Annotated in this window: 21 protein-coding genes; 13 read left to right on the top strand and 8 right to left on the bottom strand. The window is 67.8% G+C overall.

Annotated features, from left to right (window positions below; translation table 11 throughout):
* The 7 genes from J3S89_RS20270 to J3S89_RS20240 form a co-directional block, all read right to left on the bottom strand.
* Positions 1-2,897: hypothetical protein (locus tag J3S89_RS20270; RefSeq protein ID WP_217930644.1), on the bottom strand; the 2,897-nt coding region annotated here is incomplete at its 3' end.
* Positions 2,898-2,899: 2 nt separating this feature from the next.
* Entirely contained in the window at positions 2,900-3,142 is a 243-nt protein-coding gene (locus J3S89_RS20265; RefSeq protein ID WP_217930642.1) for a hypothetical protein, read from the bottom strand.
* Positions 3,139-4,239, bottom strand: coding sequence for a DotG/IcmE/VirB10 family type IV secretion system protein (locus tag J3S89_RS20260; RefSeq protein WP_217930639.1), 1,101 nt, complete (start codon positions 4,237-4,239; stop codon positions 3,139-3,141). Before J3S89_RS20260 ends, J3S89_RS20265 begins: the two co-directional genes overlap by 4 nt.
* A 14-nt stretch (positions 4,240-4,253) precedes the next feature.
* Complete coding sequence (locus J3S89_RS20255; protein ID WP_217930637.1) at positions 4,254-5,330, bottom strand: DotH/IcmK family type IV secretion protein; 1,077 nt, start codon at positions 5,328-5,330, stop codon at positions 4,254-4,256.
* Entirely contained in the window at positions 5,327-5,986 is a 660-nt protein-coding gene (locus tag J3S89_RS20250; protein WP_230489097.1) for a DotI/IcmL family type IV secretion protein, read from the bottom strand. Before J3S89_RS20250 ends, J3S89_RS20255 begins: the two co-directional genes overlap by 4 nt.
* Positions 5,983-6,237 carry a hypothetical protein gene (locus tag J3S89_RS20245; RefSeq protein WP_217930635.1) on the bottom strand — a complete coding sequence of 85 codons (255 nt, stop codon included), beginning with the start codon at positions 6,235-6,237 and terminating at the stop codon, positions 5,983-5,985. Before J3S89_RS20245 ends, J3S89_RS20250 begins: the two co-directional genes overlap by 4 nt.
* On the bottom strand, positions 6,237-6,935 hold the full coding sequence (locus J3S89_RS20240; RefSeq protein WP_217930633.1) for a thioredoxin domain-containing protein: 699 nt from the start codon (positions 6,933-6,935) through the stop codon (positions 6,237-6,239). Before J3S89_RS20240 ends, J3S89_RS20245 begins: the two co-directional genes overlap by 1 nt.
* Positions 6,936-7,254: 319 nt before the next feature.
* Between J3S89_RS20240 and J3S89_RS20235 the strand changes: the two genes are divergently transcribed.
* Entirely contained in the window at positions 7,255-7,722 is a 468-nt protein-coding gene (locus J3S89_RS20235; RefSeq protein ID WP_217930630.1) for a protein kinase family protein, read from the top strand.
* A complete protein-coding gene (locus tag J3S89_RS20230; protein WP_217930628.1) occupies positions 7,719-8,285 on the top strand; it encodes a hypothetical protein in 567 nt (188 codons plus the stop codon). The genes J3S89_RS20235 and J3S89_RS20230 overlap by 4 nt, the downstream gene beginning before the upstream one ends.
* Before the next feature lie 2 nt (positions 8,286-8,287).
* Here the strand turns inward: J3S89_RS20230 and J3S89_RS20225 are convergent, their stop codons facing one another.
* A complete protein-coding gene (locus J3S89_RS20225; protein WP_217930626.1) occupies positions 8,288-8,650 on the bottom strand; it encodes a hypothetical protein in 363 nt (120 codons plus the stop codon).
* A gap of 344 nt (positions 8,651-8,994) precedes the next feature.
* Between J3S89_RS20225 and J3S89_RS20220 the strand changes: the two genes are divergently transcribed.
* The 11 genes from J3S89_RS20220 to J3S89_RS20170 all read left to right on the top strand — a co-directional run.
* Positions 8,995-10,008 (top strand): type IV secretory system conjugative DNA transfer family protein, encoded by a 1,014-nt coding sequence (locus J3S89_RS20220; RefSeq protein WP_217930623.1) that lies wholly within the window; start codon positions 8,995-8,997, stop codon positions 10,006-10,008.
* 10 nt (positions 10,009-10,018) lie between these two features.
* The gene (locus tag J3S89_RS20215; protein WP_217930608.1) at positions 10,019-11,206 is read left to right on the top strand and encodes a type IV pilus twitching motility protein PilT; all 1,188 of its coding nucleotides are present in this window, start codon (positions 10,019-10,021) and stop codon (positions 11,204-11,206) included.
* Positions 11,187-11,801, top strand: a complete 615-nt coding sequence (locus J3S89_RS20210; RefSeq protein ID WP_217930598.1) for a YcbK family protein — start codon at positions 11,187-11,189, stop codon at positions 11,799-11,801. Before J3S89_RS20215 ends, J3S89_RS20210 begins: the two co-directional genes overlap by 20 nt.
* Complete coding sequence (locus J3S89_RS20205) at positions 11,798-12,037, top strand: hypothetical protein (protein WP_217930595.1); 240 nt, start codon at positions 11,798-11,800, stop codon at positions 12,035-12,037. Before J3S89_RS20210 ends, J3S89_RS20205 begins: the two co-directional genes overlap by 4 nt.
* 12 nt (positions 12,038-12,049) lie before the next feature.
* On the top strand, positions 12,050-12,673 hold the full coding sequence (locus J3S89_RS20200; RefSeq protein WP_217930593.1) for a hypothetical protein: 624 nt from the start codon (positions 12,050-12,052) through the stop codon (positions 12,671-12,673).
* A gap of 7 nt (positions 12,674-12,680) precedes the next feature.
* Positions 12,681-13,118: a hypothetical protein gene (locus J3S89_RS20195; RefSeq protein WP_217930591.1), complete on the top strand. Its 438-nt coding sequence runs from the start codon at positions 12,681-12,683 to the stop codon at positions 13,116-13,118.
* Between the two features lie 101 nt (positions 13,119-13,219).
* Positions 13,220-14,083: a M23 family metallopeptidase gene (locus J3S89_RS20190; protein WP_230489098.1), complete on the top strand. Its 864-nt coding sequence runs from the start codon at positions 13,220-13,222 to the stop codon at positions 14,081-14,083.
* Positions 14,080-14,829 (top strand): hypothetical protein, encoded by a 750-nt coding sequence (locus tag J3S89_RS20185; RefSeq protein WP_217930584.1) that lies wholly within the window; start codon positions 14,080-14,082, stop codon positions 14,827-14,829. Before J3S89_RS20190 ends, J3S89_RS20185 begins: the two co-directional genes overlap by 4 nt.
* A complete protein-coding gene (locus tag J3S89_RS20180) occupies positions 14,829-15,818 on the top strand; it encodes a hypothetical protein (RefSeq protein ID WP_217930582.1) in 990 nt (329 codons plus the stop codon). Before J3S89_RS20185 ends, J3S89_RS20180 begins: the two co-directional genes overlap by 1 nt.
* Positions 15,815-16,828: a hypothetical protein gene (locus tag J3S89_RS20175; RefSeq protein WP_230489099.1), complete on the top strand. Its 1,014-nt coding sequence runs from the start codon at positions 15,815-15,817 to the stop codon at positions 16,826-16,828. Before J3S89_RS20180 ends, J3S89_RS20175 begins: the two co-directional genes overlap by 4 nt.
* The coding region (locus J3S89_RS20170; RefSeq protein ID WP_217930575.1) for a DotA/TraY family protein at positions 16,828-17,372 on the top strand (545 nt) is incomplete at its 3' end. The genes J3S89_RS20175 and J3S89_RS20170, both read left to right, overlap by 1 nt.

Genomic DNA, 17,372 nt, shown 5'->3' with positions numbered 1-17,372 from the left:
TCGTCGGCGTCGTGGTGGCGGCCGGCGACCTTCTTCCAGGTGTCGTGGGCGGTGCCTTCGGGAAAGCGGGCGGCGAGGACGCGGAGCGCCTCGTTGACGTCCATCCGGCGATAGAGCTCGTCGCGCACCTGCCGGTCCTCGGCGCGGGTGGTGAGAGCCCAGAGCATGCGTGGCCCGAGCGAGTTGTTGAGGACGACCCAACGTTCCTCGTCGCGCAGCTTGAAGCGGGCGAGGAAGTTGGCGCCCCGCGATCCGCGGGGGCCGTGAACCTGCCGCTCGAGCGCTCGTTTCACCGCGTCGGAGAAGCCGAAGGTTTTCCTCGCGGCCTCGCGCAATTCGTTGCTGTCGGCATTGAGGATCATCACCGTCGAGGCCATGTCGGCGAGGACCTCGAAGTCGGCGAGAAGCTGCGAGGCGAGGATCACCTCGAGCCCCCATTTGCGGCCCTCGCGCACGTCGGAGAGCACCTGCTTGGCGATGGTCGCGACGCCACCGGTCAGGTGGTACTCGTCCATGCAGAGGCGCTTCGGTGTCTCGGCGATCTCGGCGTAACGGTTCTCCCAGAAGGCGACGTATTTGGCGCGGACGTCGGGCTCGGTCGGCAGATCCATCGAGCCGATCTCCTCGGCATGGCCGGAGATCTTCGACAGGAAGGCATGACGGCTGATCATGAACATCAGCGCGTTGTTGCGCTCGGCGTCGGGCGCCTTGTGGCGCAGCGCCACGTCGTTGAGGTCGATGGCGATGACGCGCGCCTCGCCGAGATCGAGGCGGGTCGGCCGGGCGAAGACGGGGAAGCGTTCGATCGCGGATTCGAGCGCGCGCTGCGCCGACTTCACGAGGGTTTCGCCGAAATCCTCGGTCATGATCCGCTCGCCGAGGACGCGGGCGAGGTCCTCGAGGATCGGCTCGGCGTAACGTTGGGCCCGCATCGCCGGCAGGATGCGGCCGAGCGCGACGAACTCGTCGACGATCCGCCACCAGCGGGTGCGCTCGCCGACGACGATGGCGGCGTCTCGGATGGCGCGATCGACCTCGACGTCGATGCCGGGCTGGTAGATCGCCGGCGAGGATCCGAACTCGAGATCGGACTTCAGCTGATAGAGCCGGGTGACGAGGCGAGAGATCAGCTGCTCCGACCCGTCCTGCCTCAGGTCGAGAAGCGTGGCGAGGAAGTTCTCGACGAACACTCGCTCGCGCGGCAACGGCCGCCGCCGGCCGAGCCCGAGGCCGAGCGGATTGATCGCGTGGGCATGGTCGTTGAGGAGGCGGACGTAATAGGCCTCGTGCCGGCGCTCCGGCGGGAGGGCGTTGCGGATGAGTTCGATGAGGCCGGAGGAGGAGACGCCGACGTCGATCACGCCGAGGAAGGGCAAGACGCGGCTCGGCTGGAAGGCGGCGAACTCGACGTTGAGGCGGTTCATCAGAACCGACTTGCCGGACCCCGGTGTGGCGAAGATCAGCGTCAGCCAGAAGAGCTGCTCCGGGCTCAACGCTTCGTAGGGCATCATCCGCCCGTCGGGGTTGAGGAGCATGGTCTGCCCCTGCCGGAAGATCTCCGCGGTGCGGTGGAACGGGAACATGACGGCGAGATCGCCGAGGGGCGCGAGCGAGGCCGGGGCGATGCTCGCCCGGTAGTTCATGCCGGCGATCGTCTCGCACAGGGCGCGGAGGGGATTGTGCGGCGCGTCGGCGATCAGCGCGTCGCCCCAGGTCATCAACGCATTCTTCAAGGTGGAGCGGCGCTGATCGAGCCGTCCCGGCTCCTCGCCGGGCTCCACCCAGGTGCAGGCGGTGAGGCGGCATTTGACGATCGCCTCACTGTCGCGGCCGATGATCTCCTCGAGGGTGCGCAGGGATTCGAAGAGATTGCGGTTCGAGGGGCTCGCCCAGGCGATGAGACCGGCCGCGACCTTGCGCAGTTTCATCGCCATGCCGCCGTCGTTCGGTGCCTCGATATGGAGGCAGATACGGAACGGCAGGTCGGCGGATCGCGACGTGCGCTGGAGAAGGGCCTCGAGCAATCGGTCGAAAGCGAGGATCGTCGCCGGGAACATGCGCATGACGGCGAGCGCGTAGCGGCGGCCGCCGACGGCGATCGTGCGCAGGTCCGAGGACGCCTCGGCGTTGGCGGTCATGATCTGGCGAGCGACCGTCGGGGCGAAGAAGGCGCCGACGTCGTCGTCGATCCGCTCCTTCGCCGCCGGATGGGCGCGGGTGCCGGGGCCGAAGGGCCGCCAGACCGTCGGGGTCTCGTGGAAGAGGATCGCCCGGCGGATCTCGGTGAGGTCGCGTCGGGATCCGTCGTCCTCGGGACCGAGGACGCGGACCTGAAGACGCGCATCGGTCAGGGCCTCGACCACCCTCTTCACGAAGGCGGCGTGCGGGCCTTCGAGGGCATCGAGCTTCAGGAACGGGTTCTGGGCTTCGCTCGCCGGCGGCAGCGATCGCCAGAGCGCGCGGGTCTGCCGGATCTCCTCGGCGAGTTCCTCGGAGATCGCGGCGTCCGGCCGGGTCCAGACCGCGACGAGGATGCGCTCCCGCCGGGCACGGCGTTCGAGGACGACGCGCCCCTCTTCGACGATCGCCTCGAGTGAGAGCCCCTTCTGGTCGGCCGACCGGAGTTGGGCCGTGGCGAGGGTCTCGATGTCGGCGTGGGTGTTGAGCGAGCTCTCGAAGGAGATCGAGAGATTGTGCCCGGGCCTCTTCAGGATCTGCGCGAGCGATCCGGCGATGCGCAGGATCGCGGCTTCCTCGAACTCCTCGTCGGAGACGATGGTGCGGGTGCCGTCGACCTCGATCAGGGTGCAGCAGGAGCCGTCGTGGGCATAGACGACGGGTTCGAGCCGGTCGGGGTGGAAGCCGGTGAGGTCGCAGAAGCGATCGGCGGTGTGCATGCTCACTCCACGATCTGGAGGCTGACCCATCCGGCGACGATCGCGGCGATGGTCATGGTCGCACCGACGAGAAGGCCGACGAGGTGGCCGAGGACCGGCCGGCCTTCGTCGATCGCCCGATAGAGGGCGATGCCGGCATGTCCCGCGAGCGCGATGCCGACGACGCCGAGCCCGCCGGCGAAGACCGCGGCCGCGCCTTCGCCGTAGCCGATGATCCCGTCGAGGACCGACTGGATCGTGCTCATTGGACGGTGACGGGTTCGAGGAAGAGGACGCCGATCATCGTCTGGCCGTCCGCCGACATCGTGTTCTTGCGGCTGAAGTTCTGGCTCGCCGCCGCCGTCAGCGCCTGACCGAGCGGCAGGGTGGCGCCCATCGCGGCCTGCCCCCAGTTGACCGAGTTGCCGGAGGTGGTGGTCGACGATGCGGTCGAAGTGGTGGTGGAGTTCTGCGCCACCAACATCTGTCCGACCTGCCCGACTCCTTGGACGAGACCGCCGAAGGCGAGGCTGCCGTAGCGTTCGAGATAGTGGTGGTCGACGTCGGTGGCGATGCCGGTGCGCCCCGTCCCAGAAGTGATGGCGACCGCCTTCAGCTTCAGCGATCGACCGTCCTGCAGGACCGCCTGATCGAACTCGATCGCGCCCTGTTCGTTGGTGTAGGTGATCTTGCCCATCATGCGGACGTCGTGGAGCGGCCCGGGCCGACCGTATTCGTCGATGTCCTGGATGGTGGCGAAGATCGGCGCGGCAGGATCGTCGGAATTGAAGCCTCGATCGAGGGTCGCGGTGGCGACGTCGCCGGCGCGGGCGACCATGCGGACACGCACCGGCTGAACTGCGGCCGTCGGCTTCGGCCGTTCGCCCTTCTGGTAGGTACGCACGGTGAACTGCCCGGTCGGCGGCGTCAGTAGCGCCTGGATCTGGCTGTTGATCGCGGCGACCTGTGACTGGTCGGGCTTCGGTTCGGGTTGGACCGGCACCTGGACGTAGACGATCTGCGGCTGAGGTGGGGGTAACGGTGCCGGGACGGGAGCGACCGGACGTTCGGGCATCTCGCCGAGCTCGGCATTCGACGACCGCGAGATCACGGGTTTTGAGACATAGGATTGGCCCTTGTCGGCTGCGGCCCGAGCCTGCTCACCGTTGACGGCGGCGCGCCGATCGGCCTCCTTGGGTCCGACCGCCTTCATCGGCTCGTTCTGCGGATTTGGGGGTGTTCCCCTCAGCTCGGAGTTGGTGGTGCCGCCGAGATCGGTGCTCTTCTTCGGTATGAGCAGAATGCCGGCCGTCCCGACCGACAAGGTGCCGACGAGGCCGCCGATGACGAGATATTTGTTCATGGAACGTCCTCGGATCAGTAGGCGAGCGTCAGGGCGACCTCGGTCCCGTCCTCGTGGGCGACGAGAACGCGCGCGGTCGGGGTGAGGCGCCAGACGTGGATGTCGTCGCGATCGGCGGTCGCCTCGTGAACCGGGTTGATCAACGTGACGCGACCGCGCAGGTAGAGCCGATCCCGGAAGAGCCAGGCCTGCACATCGCCGTCGCCGGCGACGCGGATGCGGTAGGCCCCGGCAGGCGGCGTTCCGGTTGCGAAGGCGACCAGGGAATCGTCGATGCCGGCGGGAGATTTCGGGACACCGGCCAGGGGCATTTTCGGAAGACTGGCCGTGGTGGTTGGTGTTGCAACGCCGGCGACGCCGGAGGCTGCGAGCGGTGACGCGCCGGACTTGGTGATGCGCACGGTGACGGGCACGTCGACGATCGGCTCGCGAGCGCCGGAGCGCACCATCAGCACGATCGGCCAGGGGTAGCCTTCGAGCTGGATCGAGACGTTGCCCCAGGTGTCGACCCGACAGGGCATCAGGTTGACGGTCGAAGGACGGTCGGTGAGGCCGCCCGATCCGCCGCCGCCGGTGCCGCCGCCGCATCCGGCCCCGTCCTGAGCAAACATCCGCGGATCGTAGGCGACGGAGGCGACCGGCCAGGGCCGGTTCGTCGCGTCGGTGAAGGTGATCGGCGTCACGACGCCGAAGGCGAGGTTCAGCTGATCGGGTGCGGCGGTCGCGGCGGCCGGGGTGATGGTGAGAACGCGGGCACGAGGCTGCGGCGGCGCGCCGGTGCCGAGCCGCGCGGCCCCGTCGGCGGCGACGACCCGATCGCGGATGACGCCGATGTCGCCCGGCGAGAGGATCTGGGCCCCGGACTGGCGCACCATGCGATCGCGCAGTTCGGCGAGTTCGCCGGCGGTCAGCTCGCGCACCGGTGGCCGCCCGTTCTGCGCGACCGGCGGTGCGACGACGGGCTGTGGAGCGACGATCGGCGGCGGCACCACGGCGGTCGGAGGCGCCTCCGGCGTCACGGTCTGGGCGACGGCGGCAGCCGAGGACCACGCAAAGGCGATCACGGACGCGGATACGCGAAGAATGGTCACGGGGAGACCCCCTGGGTCACGAGGAGTTGGGTGGAGACGAGACCGTCGATGGCGATGCCGTTGGGATTGATCGGGCTCGGGTCGACGCGGACGACCGTCATCGTCAGGAGACGGTTCTCGCGCTTGGTTTCGGCGTTGGTCTTGTAGAAGACCTGGAGAGGGACCTCGATCTTCCAGTAGTAGCGACCGCGAATTCGGCCTTCCTCGGCGATGTTGACCGCGTCGGAGGTGACCGCCGAGACGGTCTGGTAGTTCTGGACCACCTTCTCGATGATGCCGGAGGTGAAGAGGGCCTGCTTGTACTGCTCGCGGCCGCGCGCGGTGAAATACTGCGTCAGTTGGTTGTCGATGAGCTTGCGCCAGTTGGCATAGTCGTAGGAGTTGAGGCCGACGGCGGCCGAGGCGGCGAGGTCCTTGAGGCGGGCCTGCGACACCGATGGTTCGGTGAGGGGGATCGCTTCGCAGACCGCTGCGCCGTCGCTGGTCCAGAGGAACGCCTTGATCGGCATTCGCCAGAAGGCGTTGTAGATCAGCGTCGCGTTGGAGAGGAGCGACAGCGCCAGGAAGAGGCTCAGGAAGGCGATCCAGATCCACAGCCGATTGGCCATGGCGACGGCCGAAGCCGTCTCCGCGGCGATCTGATCGGGGGTCTTCACGGGCGCTCCTCCCGAAGGACCGTCGCTTCACAACCGAAGAGGCCGCCGTCGACGACGAAGGGCTTCACGTCGGCGCGGGCGAGCGCCAGCGGAACGAGCAGGGCACTGGCGCCGATCGAGGCGGCGAGGATGCCGGAGAGGACGGAGGCGCGGTGCATCAGTCTTGCGATTTCTTCGCTGCGCACGCTCGGCGGCACCATGAGATGCGGCGACGGCGCGCCGAACCGCCCGAGGGAAACGGTATTCGCCATCACGCGCCCTCGAGGATCGAGCGGATCCGGGCGTCGTCGCCCTTCTCGTAGCCGACCATGATGACGACGCGCCCGTCCGGACGCGGCACGAAGAGGGTAGGAACACCCGGCTTCAGACCGCGACCGGCTGCGGCGAAGACGGTGGAGAAGGCTTCGAGGTTCTCGGTGAGCTTGGCGCCGAGTTCCGCCGGTGCGGCGGGGCCGACGGCGGCCTTCTTCGTCGCGAAGACTCGGGCCAGCGCGTCGACGCGGTCGTCGGCGGCGAGCACCGAGAGAGCGAGCGGCGTGCCTTCGCCGGGATTGCCGAGCGCCAGCACCGGCACCCAGCGCACGGCCATTTTGCCGTGCAGCTCGGTGAAGGCCTGATGGCAGTAGGGGCAGCGCGGATCGAAGAAGACGGTGATCGTCTTGCGAGCCTCGGTGCCGGCCGGTGCGTCGAGGGCACCTTCGAGTTGGGCGAGCGAGTCGAGCACCTGACCGCCGATCGCCGGGTTGTCGATGGCGGCGGTATTGACCCCCGGTGTCGCGTTGATCGTGGTCGGTGCTCCCGGTGCCGTCTTCGTCGTCGCCTGCCGAGCCTGCAGGCGCGCAACCTCCTGCCGCAGTCGTTCTTCTTCGGAGGCCGGCTGCACGGCCGGCGTCCGGTTGGCCGTGAGCTGCGCCACCTGCGCACCGAGAGCTTCGACCTGCGACGACAATCTGTTTATCTCTGACTCGGACGGCCGACGCGGATCGACGGCAACAGTGCCGACTGGGACGGGCGTTCGTCCGCCGAGTACGAACCCGGTCGTCGCGGTGATGCCGAGGAGAACCGCGGCCGAGGCCCAGACGACGTGCTTGTTCAGAATGTCCGACATTTCTCGTGATCGCCTCGGTTCGAATCAAAGCAAGGCCGGACCATATCGACGTTTGTTTTGATCGAAAAGCCCTATACCGAGCGAATAAGCTTCGTTATGGTTCGTCGTGTACCGGCAAAAAGTAAATCGAATGCGAACAGAGAGCCGGTACACGTGTGTGATGAACTTCGATCTTGGCTCGGTGATGACGGTTTTTGTAATTCGGAAAGTGTCCGGAAACCCGATGTGTTCTTCCATGAGCGCGAACCTTCGCATGGATTGCGTCAGATTCGTGCGCGGGGTCGTCGCGGCGATTTCTCTGTCTTCGGTTGTCACCTGCCTCGGAGTGTCTCCGTCGCCGGCTCAGGAATCTGGCGTGAACAGCACTACAACCTTTTTATCTGTTCCGGTGTCATCCGATCGCTCTGTCGTGGCGACGGCCTCGGCCGGCGCCGGGAACTCGCCGTTCCGCTATGTCGACGGACAGAAGGCACCGGACGCCGGCTACGCGCGGCCGGGCAATGAGGGGCGTGAGGAGATCGAACTCGCCGTCGAGCAGCTGCGCCGGCGTCAGACGGAACTCGAGGACCGGATCGAAGCGCTCGAGCGGCGCCTCGGAGCGAGCGCACCGGCCGGGAGTGCCCGATGACGGTTCCCGACCTCGGCAACTTCCTGATCTCGCTGACCGAGGTTTTTCCCCGGATCGTCCAGCTCGTCTTCGTCGGGCTCGGCGTGTTCGGCCTGTGGGCGACGGGGAGCGGTCTCTACGCGCTCTACAACATCGTCTCCGGCGAGTTCAAATTCGCCAACCGCTCGGTCTCCTACGAGGGCGCCTTCGCCCGGATCGCGCTCGGCGGCGCGCTGATCGTCGCGCCGGTGCTGCTCTGGATCTCGGCCGACACCTTCGTCGCCGGCGGATCGACCACGCAGGGCCTCTTCGGCTACGGCGGATCGTCGTCGAACTACTGCATGGAGATCTACTACGCGGTCTCCACCTTCTTCATGGCGCTCGGCGCCATCGCCTGGGGCTTTGCCGCGGTTCAGCTCTACGACGCGGCCGGCGGTGCGCAGGGCCGCACCGGATCGGCCGTCCTCTACGTGATCGGCGGCACCCTCGCCTTCTTCGTCAACGACGTCGCCCAGCTCGTCTCCAACACGACCGGCATGAACGTCACTCTCTCCAACGTCTGCACGATCATGGGAGGGAGCTGATGTCAGTCGCCCTTCATCTCGGCGCGCAGCCACGCACCGATCGGCGGCCGCGCCTCGAAGAGACGCCGGTGCTCGACCTGCCAGGCGCGATAGCGCGCGGTCGCCGCGAAGGCGAGGAGCAGCAGCGCCAGCGTCGTGCCGCCGACGAGGGTCGGCAGACCGCCGGCTGCGACCGCCCATATGGCCGATCCGACGGCGACCCCATCGGCGGCGAGGAAGGCGATCAGCGCTTCGCGGCGGCTCGCCGCTGCGACACGGGCGATCGTCTCGTCGTCGGCCACGATCGTCTGCCGCAGCACCTCGAGCGGGAAGGACGAACCGCAGGCCTCGCAGATGCGCGCCCCGAGATCGGTCGTCGAAGGCACGAGCGTGCCACCGTCACAGTCCGGACAAGGCGCCCGGCGCGGGCCGAGCACGTCGGCGACCGCCGCCCGAAACGTCCGGGTCTCCGCGCCACCGACGCGAGGGAGAAGCTTTCCAAACAGGGCCATGGCCGACGATGCCTCGATGTTGAATGTATCGAACACCTATAATCGAGAAAACGTCGTGTCAATTGAAGGAAAACAACAAATGAAGTTGTCGTCGCGGATCGTGTCCGTGTTGCTTTTGCTGTCTGTTGTTTCGGGCTGTGCGACTTCTGGATGTTCCGTGTCCACGAACGAATTCGTTCGATCGGAACTTCAAAAGCACGGAAACTGAGGGTATTCGTATGAGATCGTTTCACTCGATCGTCCTCGCCGTCGCGCTGCTCGGGACGTCCTCGCTGACGGCCGCGGCCCAGGTCGCCTACAATCCGAACGCCTACCTTCTGAACCAGGGCGCCTATCTCGGTCCCGGCTATGCCGGCGCGCAGATCAATCCGACGATCGCACCGCTCGTCGCCGCCGAGCAGGCACAACTCCTTCAGCTTCAGCAGGCCCAGCTCGCCCAGCAACAGGCGCTGGCCGCCCAACAGGCCGGAACGGCTCAGGCACAGGCTGCCGGAACGGCGGGTCAGTCCGGCACGACCCCGACCGTCGTCGTCACCGATCCGCGCAATCCCGATCTCTCGCGCTATTCACCGACCTCCTATGGCGACAAGGCCCGGCTCGATCTCGTCACCAAGGCGGCGCACGGCGCCGGCATTCGGGCCGGGTTCGCGGAAGAGATGGAGCGGATCGCCGCTTCACTACGCGACGGCGAGCTCGTCGCCGATCTCGATCGCCGCTACGATTTTGCGTCCGAAGTCACCGACGGGATCGTGCCGCCGGTCGTCGCCGAGATCCACGACGTCGCCGAGGTCGCCTCCGACCGCCGGCTGATCCTGACGCTCGGAAGCTTCGAGATCGTCCGACCGGCGCGCCTCACGACCCGGCCGCCGACCTGGCGCGACTATCTCCTCGTCGAGGCCTATTCGGCGCCAGCGCCGACCGCCGTCGGTCCCCGAAACGCCGCCGAACAGTCCGCCTGGGACGAGGCCTACGGCTCGGCAAAGGAGATCGGCGTCCGCGAGGCACGGGCGACCTTCACCGAGAACCTCGATCGTCTCGATCGCGACCTCGCCGGCATGCGCCGGTACCACGAACTCGCCGCCCGTGGCGCTTTGAGCCTGCCGATCGTGACTACCGGCAAGACCAAGCTGAGGATCTCGAAGAACGGCCGGCGCGCCGACGTCGATGAGCGGGTCGTCGAGTTGAAGGTGACCCCGAGCTTCAAGGCGGCCTCGCCCGCCGCGTTCAGGTGAGGATCGGCCGATGCCCGCCTGGACCGGCCCTCTCGACGTCTCGGACATCGTCGACCGCTCGATCGTCGGCCGTGACGACGTGACCCGTCTGCTGGTGCGCGCCGTCGCGCTCGAAGCCTCGGAGGTGATCTTCCAGACCGGGCGCCCGGTGCTGGCGCAGATCCACGGACGATTGCTGGCGCTCACCCGGCAATGGCTGCAGCCGGCGACGATCTCGCGCATCAGTGTCGATCTCACCGGCACGGACAGCATGATGTCGAAGCTCTATTCCGGGCGCGATGCCGACCGGGCGGTGCCGATCGAGGATCGCTCGGCCGTCGACGCTACCGGCGAGCCGCTGCGCCATCGCTTCCGCGTCAACCTGACGCCCAATCACTACGAGGGTGACATCGGCGTCCAACTGGTCTGCCGGCACATTCCGTTCATGCCGCCGACGGTCACCGAGATCGGCATAGAGCCGGGGATCGTCGCCGAGAGCACCCCGGCGCAAGGCGCGGTCGTCATCGCCGGGGAGACCGGATCGGGCAAGACCACCACCTTCGCCGCCCTGATCCGCCGCGTCCTCGAGGAGTCGACGCCGATCGTCGGCAATGTGCTGACCTTCGAGGCGCCGATCGAGTTCGTCTTCGAGGGGATCTCGAGCGCCACCTGCACGATCTCCCAGCACGAGATCGGCGTCCATCTCGGCTCCTTCGCCGACGGTGTGCGCGGCGCCATGCGCCGCAAGCCGGCGTTGATCGTCGTCGGCGAGGTCCGCGACAGGGAGACGATCGCGGCGATGGTCGAGGCCTCGAACACCGGCCATCCGATCTACACGACGACGCATGCCAACGACGTCGCCTCGATCATTCGCCGTCTGACGCTGAAGTTTCCCGCCGAAATGCAGTTCCAGGCCTTCCACGACGTGTTGAGCACTGTGCGCCTGCTGATCAGTCAGGTGCTGGTCCCTCGCGTCGGCGGTGGCCGGACCTGTCTCAGGGAATGGCAGGTGGTGACCGACCCGGTGCGCCGGGAGATCTCGGAGGCCGGCCCCGAGCATGCCACCGTCGTCACCCGCGACATCGTCGATCGCGACGTCGACGGTCGGTCGATGCGCTCCACCGTTCATCTCGCCCATGCCGCCGGCACCATCGATGCCGAGACCGCGCGGCGCGTCCTCTATCGCTATGGCTACCGCAATGACCCTCTCGCGGCGTGAACTCCTCGCGGGGCTCCTCCCGTTCGTCGGCCTCGGCTCCTGGTCGAGCAGCGTCGCCGCGGCGATGCCGGCGCCGGCGGAGACGCCGTCCCGACTCTGGCTGGTCCATGATCACGACGGCACCGAGATCGTGACGACGTTCCGCAATGCCGGCGGCTACGATCGCGACGCCATCCTCGAACTCTCCTGGCTCTGGCGGGACAACGAGGACGGTCGCGCCATCTGGATCGAGCCGCGCCTCTTCGACGCGCTCGCCGCCATTCAGACCGGGATCGGCCGCGCCAACGGCGCGCTTCTCCCTCTGGTGCTGACCAGCGGCTGCCGATCGCCCGCCCACAATGGCGCAACGGAGGGCGCGGCGCTCCGGTCGACGCACATCGACGGGCTCGCCGGCGACGTCCGGATTCCCGGCCTCGAGCCGAGGATCGTCGCGCTGGCGGCCGCCATGTGCGGCGCCGGCGGCGTCGGCCTCTATCCGAACCACGTCCACATCGACGTCTGGCGTCGCCGCTTCTGGGTCGACCCGAAGATCGACGTCGGCGCCGCCCTGCCGGCAGCCCCCCGCCCCTCCTCCGGAAAAGGAAATCCGTCGTGACCGATCTTCAGTGGCGCTGGACCGCCCAACCCCTCCGTATCGCCGGGCTCCATGCGAGCGTTCTCGCCTTCGGCCCCTTTCTCGTGGTCACCGGCCTCTCGCGCTGGGCCTTCGTCGCACTCGCGCTCTACGTCGCCTTCCTCTGGTGGTGTCGGCGTGCCGGGCGGACGCCGCTCGCGATGATCGCGAGCCTCGACACCCGCTGGGTCCGCCGTGGCCGTTGGCCCGCCTTCTGAGAGATGATGCCGATGCCTGTCCCCTCCCCAGCCCTCGCGCGGGTCGCCACCGTCGTCGCCGTGCTCGCCGTGCCGCTCCCGGCGTCGGCCGCCTCGACCTGTTCGGTCAAGGCGGCGGCCGACGCCGCCGTGCAACGTCAGATCACCCTGATCGACGCCGCCAAGGTCAATCCGTCCGACTTCTTCGACGGGGCGAACTCCTGCATCGCCACCAACCTCCTGCAGCAGTTCGACCTCTCGAACCTCATTCCCGACCTGTCCGGGTTTCTGACCTCGGCGGCGCAGAACCTCATCAACCAGGCTCTGAACACGGCCAAGCAGCAGGTCTGCTCGATCCTCAACAGCCAGCTCCAGAACGTGATCAACCAGATCAACTCGAAACTCTATGCCTTCCGCTCGACGCTGAGCGCCGACCTCTCGAAGCTCCTGAACGGTAGCACCAGCACCATCACGCTGCCGAACGTCACCGGGATCGGCACCTACACCTTCAACGCCTCGTCCTCTTCGCTCGGGTCGGTCCTCGGTGTCGGCAGTGCCGCAACCACGACGACGATCACGACGGACACTTCGTCCGGGTCGTCGACGACGGGCTCCGGCACGACGTCGAACTATTCGACGATCTTCAACAACAATTGAGGTGGCAATGCCCCGCTCGTCGATCCTTCTCGCCGCCGCTCTGTTCGTCATGACCGGCGATGCTCTCGCCGCCGGCCCTCTGCCGGTCACCGGCACGTTCGTTCTCGCGCCCGATCCCCGGTCTCCGGCGCGACCGTTCTCCTGCGCGATCGCCACGAGGGTCGAGATCTCCGCCGACCGGATCATCGAGCGCTGGCACGCCGCCGACTTCGGTCCGGACGCCTACATGCCCGAGGGCACCAACACCTGCCACGTCACCGCATGGAAAAAGAAGGGCGATCGGATCGAGGGTCGCCATGCGTGTTCCTGGACGGGCACGACGCCGTCGCCGGCCGAGATGGGCGACGGCGACGATGCCGGCGGCGCCTCGACCTTCGTCATCCGCGTCCTCTCCGCCGACCGCATCGAATACGACGCGGCCGCGATCTTCGGGCGTTGTCCATGAAGAGCGTCTTGCCGATCAGGCTCCGCGCTCTCGTTGGAGCACTTCTTCTCTTTCCGGTCGCATCATCGGCGAACGCCGGCACTTGCCTGTCGGTCGACCTGATGAACGTCTCGGGCTGGGTTGTGACCTCGCCCTACGGTGTCGATCGCACCGGACATTCCGGCGCTTCGGCCGGTTATCACCAGGGCCTCGACATGGTGAATGGCGAGGGTGCCGGCACGCCGATCTATTCCGGCTCCGGCGGCACCGTCCGTTATCGCACCTTCACCGGCGGCGCCGACGCTTCGGGCCTCGTCGCCGAGGTCACCGTGCCCTCGGGCGACACGATGTTCCGTTACCTCCACATGCGCAATCACGCGACGAACGGCGAGACGCGCGAAATCGCCGCCGGAACGCAAGTCGGCACGATGGGCTGTGCCGGCATGAAGTCCTGCAGCCCGCACCTGCATCTCTATGCGATGCTGCGTGGTTCGGAGCTGGCGGCGAGCGGCTACGCCGGCCGAATGTGGCACGACTTTGCCGGCAAACATGCGGCGCCCATGACCTCGGAGGCGATCCGCTCGGCGGCGCCGCGCGATTGGTACTACGTCAATCCCGAGACCTTCCTGTCGCGCCGCATTCCGATCGTCCACACCTACCCCGACATGCCGGGCGGCGTGCACACGACCACCCTCCCCCAATCCTGCACCGCCGATTCCTCCTCCGCCGTCACCGTCAATCCGCAGAGCGCCGGTGAGACGCGCTCGCGCGAGAGCGCGGTCGCCGGCGACGCCACGATCGCCGGGACCGAGGACTACGCCTTCAAGTCGGCCGAGCAACCGATCCGCTCGCTCTGGATCAGCCTCGCCAAGCAGTCGGCGACGTCTCTCGTCGCCGGCACCCTCGATCACCAATCGGCGCTCGATGCTTCGCTCGCCGAACTGGTCCTCGTCACCGCCCTCCCCTCTTCGGCCTCCGCCCCATGAAACGTGCCTCCCTTCTCCTCGCCGGAATGCTCGTCTGTCCGACGTTGCCGGCGACCGCCCAGACCTCGCCGATCACCGCCGTCTGGTACGCTTCGCTCGTCCGGCTGCTGTCGGGATTGAGGGTCGATGCGTCGCAGGCGACGACCACGGCCGATCAGACGTCGACGGCCGTGAAATCGAGTGCGAGCGCCGCGGCTTCGACCGTCGCGGCGACCCGTCAGGGGCTCCTCGTCGCCAAGGCCCGGCACAACTATTCCTATGAGACCGGCACCGGCTATGCCGCCTGCACGGTGTCGCTCGGGCTCACCGACGAGCGGGATGCCGGCGCCTCCGCCACCACGGTGATCGCGGCCTTCGGGGCCGCCGATCGGTCCTGGTTGCAATCGGGGGGCGACGGCGCCGCCCGTCTCAGGGCCTCGCTCGATCTCAGGAAGACCCTCTATTGCTCCGAGGCGGAGCGGACGGCCGGTGTCTGTTCGGGCACCGGCGGCTATGGCGCCGGCGATTCCGACGCGAGCCCCTGGCTCTATTCGCGCAACTACGGCGCCGAGGAGATCACGACCGCCGGGGATTTCCTCGACGTGATCGCGCCCCTCCCGACCATCGAACCCGCTGCATCGACAGCCGTCGACCAGACCAGGCTCGTCGAGAACCGTCGCGGTGGCGCCCTTCTGAGCGGTGCCCGCGCTGCCCTGATGACGGTAATCGCCGCCGGCACCGCCGGTGACGAGAGAGGAACCAACTGATGCTCTGCCGCGTCTCCGCCGTCGCCTTCGCGACCGTACTCGCTGGTACGACTTCCGCCTTCGCTCAATCCTGCGCCGGCGTCGAGGCCCGCGTCAACGTCCGCACCGGGCAATTGCAGGCCGCGGTCGAAGGCGTCATCGACACGACCGAGAGCGCGCTGATCGCCCAGGAACTCCTGCAGCGCAACCAGCTCCTCTCCGCCTTCAAGGTGATGACGGCTCAATCGGCGACGGCGAGCGATCAGGTCACGACCGCCCACAAACAGGCGGCGAGCGCCACCGCTTCGACCGCCGTCACCCAGGCGAACAATCTCGCCGTCGCCGCGGCGTCCCACCGCTATCAGTCGGTCGGTTACGATCCCTGCGGGTCGAACGCCAAGGCGGCGACCCTCTATCAGGCGATCGCCGCGGCGCCTGCCGCCCGCAAGTCGATCGCGGCGAGCGTCGTCTCCCAGCCCGGCAAATACGGCGATCCCGCGTCCTGGACGGCTGCCGTTCGTTCGGGAACCGTCACCGACGGGACGTCGCTCTTCTCCGGCGACACGGCGGCCGCCGCCGCCTTCATCAATGCTGTCGTCGGTCCCCCGGAGAAGCAGGATCCGACCCGACCGAGCGGAACCGCGAGAGGCGACGCCGATCGTCTCGGCAAGGCCGAGCGCGACGCGATGAAGTCGGTCGGCACGGTCGTGCTCTCCGACATCGCCGCCGACAACGCCACCGGTGGACCCGTCGAACAGGCGAAGGCGCTCGGCAAACATTGGGTCGGCGACGACGGTGGCGAGACCTGGGCTGCCTCCATCGCCGGCGATCATCAGCGCGGCATCCTCCAGGACGCCGTCCGGATGGAAGCCGCCAACCTCTCGCTCCTCGCCCTGCAGGTGAAGAAAGGGGCCCGGACCGAGACGGCGGCGGCGACCCTTCTCCTCGCAATGGTCAACGCCAAGGTCGGCGCCCCCCTGCCCTCGCCTGAAGCCGGAGGTCCGAAGTGACGATCTCTTCCATGATGCCCCATCTTCTGCGATCCGCCTTATTCGTGGTCACGATCGTCGCCGTGCCGTTGCCGGCCCATGCCTGGTGGTGCGGCGTCAACGACGCGATCTGGCGCGCCGGTCATCAGGCCGCCGAGGCCGCGCTCGAGGCGCGCGTCACCCTGATGGGGACGGATCTGTCGGCTCAGCGCGCCATCACCCTCGAAATGCTGCTCTCGGCCGCCAAGGTGAACACCGCCCAGGGCGCGACCAACGGCGGCCGCGAGGCGACCATGGTGAAGTCGTCGCAGGAGGCGCTCGCCACCACCCTTGGCGAGCAGACGCGCCGCGAGGCGATCGTCGACGCTCAGGAGCAATATTCCTTCGAGACCGGCCAGGGCGTGAACACCTGCACGGCGGTCAATCTCACGGCGACGGTCACCCAGTCGCTCTCCACCATCGGTGAGACCGGCCGCAAGCTCTACACCGACGTCGACGTCTCGCCCGGCAAGGCGACCACGGTCGCTTCGGCGACGGCGACGAGGTTGGCGACGACTTCCCTCACCGATGCAGAACCGCTGTTCGATCCCTCCGCCTCCGACGACGCCCGCAAGGCCGTCATCCAGCATCTCGCGGGTCTCCCCCTCCCCCTTTCGGACGCTTCGATGCCGCAGGCCTCGGCCGACCTCATGCTGATGCGCGCGCGTCGCGTCGAGGCCCTGCGCTCCCCTGCCCTCGTCTCGCTCAATGCCGTCCGGGCGATGTCGTCGTCCTCCGCCCACGAGACCGGCACCACCGATGTCGGCGCCTTCGTCGCCCTCGACCAGCTCATCGCGCAATATGGTGGCGGCGACGGCTTCGAGGCCTGGTCGGCGGGATTGGCCGGTCAATCCGAGCACGGTCTTCTCGTCGAACTGGCTCGGCTCCGTTCGATCTCTCTGACACTGCGGCAGACGCAGACCGAGCAGCAGGCGCGCCTCGCCGCCCTCTTCGCGACGATGGTCGCCGTTCAGGCCGGAGGCGATCTCTGATGGACCGTCTCCGCCGTCTCGGCATCCTTCTCGTCCTCGCCGCCCTCCCCTCCCCTGCAGCGGCTCAGACCACGTCGAAGCAGATCTTCACCCCGACCACCGACGATCTGGCGCTCGCCAACCTGAAGAAGCTGCTTGGCTGCACGGTCGACGCGCTCTGGAACTCGACGACCTGCAGCGAGACGCGGCCGCTGACGACGGCGCTGGCGTATTTCAATGTCGCATGCCTGATCGTCGCGACGCTCGTCGCCTGCTACCTGCTCTATTCGATGGTCGCCGACACGGCCAACGACGGCCAGATCTTCGGCCGGTCGATCGAGACCCGCTACACGCTTCTCCGCGTCGGGCTCGGCGCCATCCTCGCCCTCCCCGTCTCGAGCGGCCTCTCGGTTGTCCAACTCCTCGTCATCCAGGTGGCGCTCTGGGGATCGGGAGGTGGCGACACGCTCTGGGCCAAGGTCGCGCCGACCATGCTCGCCGGTATGTATGGTTCGTCGGCTTCCGCCGCGCCGACCGGGACCTACGGCACCGACTATGCGCTGCG

The organism is Pinisolibacter aquiterrae (genome assembly GCF_019160155.1).
Taxonomy (GTDB): Bacteria; Pseudomonadota; Alphaproteobacteria; order Rhizobiales; family Ancalomicrobiaceae; genus Pinisolibacter; species Pinisolibacter aquiterrae.
Note: the sequence above shows the minus strand (reverse complement) of the source record. Positions and strands in the feature narration are given on the sequence as shown.

Excerpts from the sequence above, each read along its gene's own strand:
- J3S89_RS20215 (WP_217930608.1), top strand. The coding sequence starts at position 10,019 with ATGCCCGCCTGGACCGGCCCTCTCGACGTCTCGGACATCGTCGACCGC.
- J3S89_RS20185 (WP_217930584.1), top strand. The coding sequence starts at position 14,080 with ATGAAACGTGCCTCCCTTCTCCTCGCCGGAATGCTCGTCTGTCCGACG.
- J3S89_RS20200 (WP_217930593.1), top strand. The coding sequence starts at position 12,050 with ATGCCTGTCCCCTCCCCAGCCCTCGCGCGGGTCGCCACCGTCGTCGCC.
- J3S89_RS20265 (WP_217930642.1), bottom strand. The coding sequence starts at position 3,142 with ATGAGCACGATCCAGTCGGTCCTCGACGGGATCATCGGCTACGGCGAA.
- J3S89_RS20230 (WP_217930628.1), top strand. The coding sequence starts at position 7,719 with ATGACGGTTCCCGACCTCGGCAACTTCCTGATCTCGCTGACCGAGGTT.
- J3S89_RS20210 (WP_217930598.1), top strand. The coding sequence starts at position 11,187 with ATGACCCTCTCGCGGCGTGAACTCCTCGCGGGGCTCCTCCCGTTCGTC.
- J3S89_RS20195 (WP_217930591.1), top strand. The coding sequence starts at position 12,681 with ATGCCCCGCTCGTCGATCCTTCTCGCCGCCGCTCTGTTCGTCATGACC.
- J3S89_RS20220 (WP_217930623.1), top strand. The coding sequence starts at position 8,995 with ATGAGATCGTTTCACTCGATCGTCCTCGCCGTCGCGCTGCTCGGGACG.
- J3S89_RS20180 (WP_217930582.1), top strand. The coding sequence starts at position 14,829 with ATGCTCTGCCGCGTCTCCGCCGTCGCCTTCGCGACCGTACTCGCTGGT.
- J3S89_RS20190 (WP_230489098.1), top strand. The coding sequence starts at position 13,220 with ATGAACGTCTCGGGCTGGGTTGTGACCTCGCCCTACGGTGTCGATCGC.
- J3S89_RS20260 (WP_217930639.1), bottom strand. The coding sequence starts at position 4,239 with ATGAACAAATATCTCGTCATCGGCGGCCTCGTCGGCACCTTGTCGGTC.
- J3S89_RS20245 (WP_217930635.1), bottom strand. The coding sequence starts at position 6,237 with ATGGCGAATACCGTTTCCCTCGGGCGGTTCGGCGCGCCGTCGCCGCAT.
- J3S89_RS20235 (WP_217930630.1), top strand. The coding sequence starts at position 7,255 with ATGAACTTCGATCTTGGCTCGGTGATGACGGTTTTTGTAATTCGGAAA.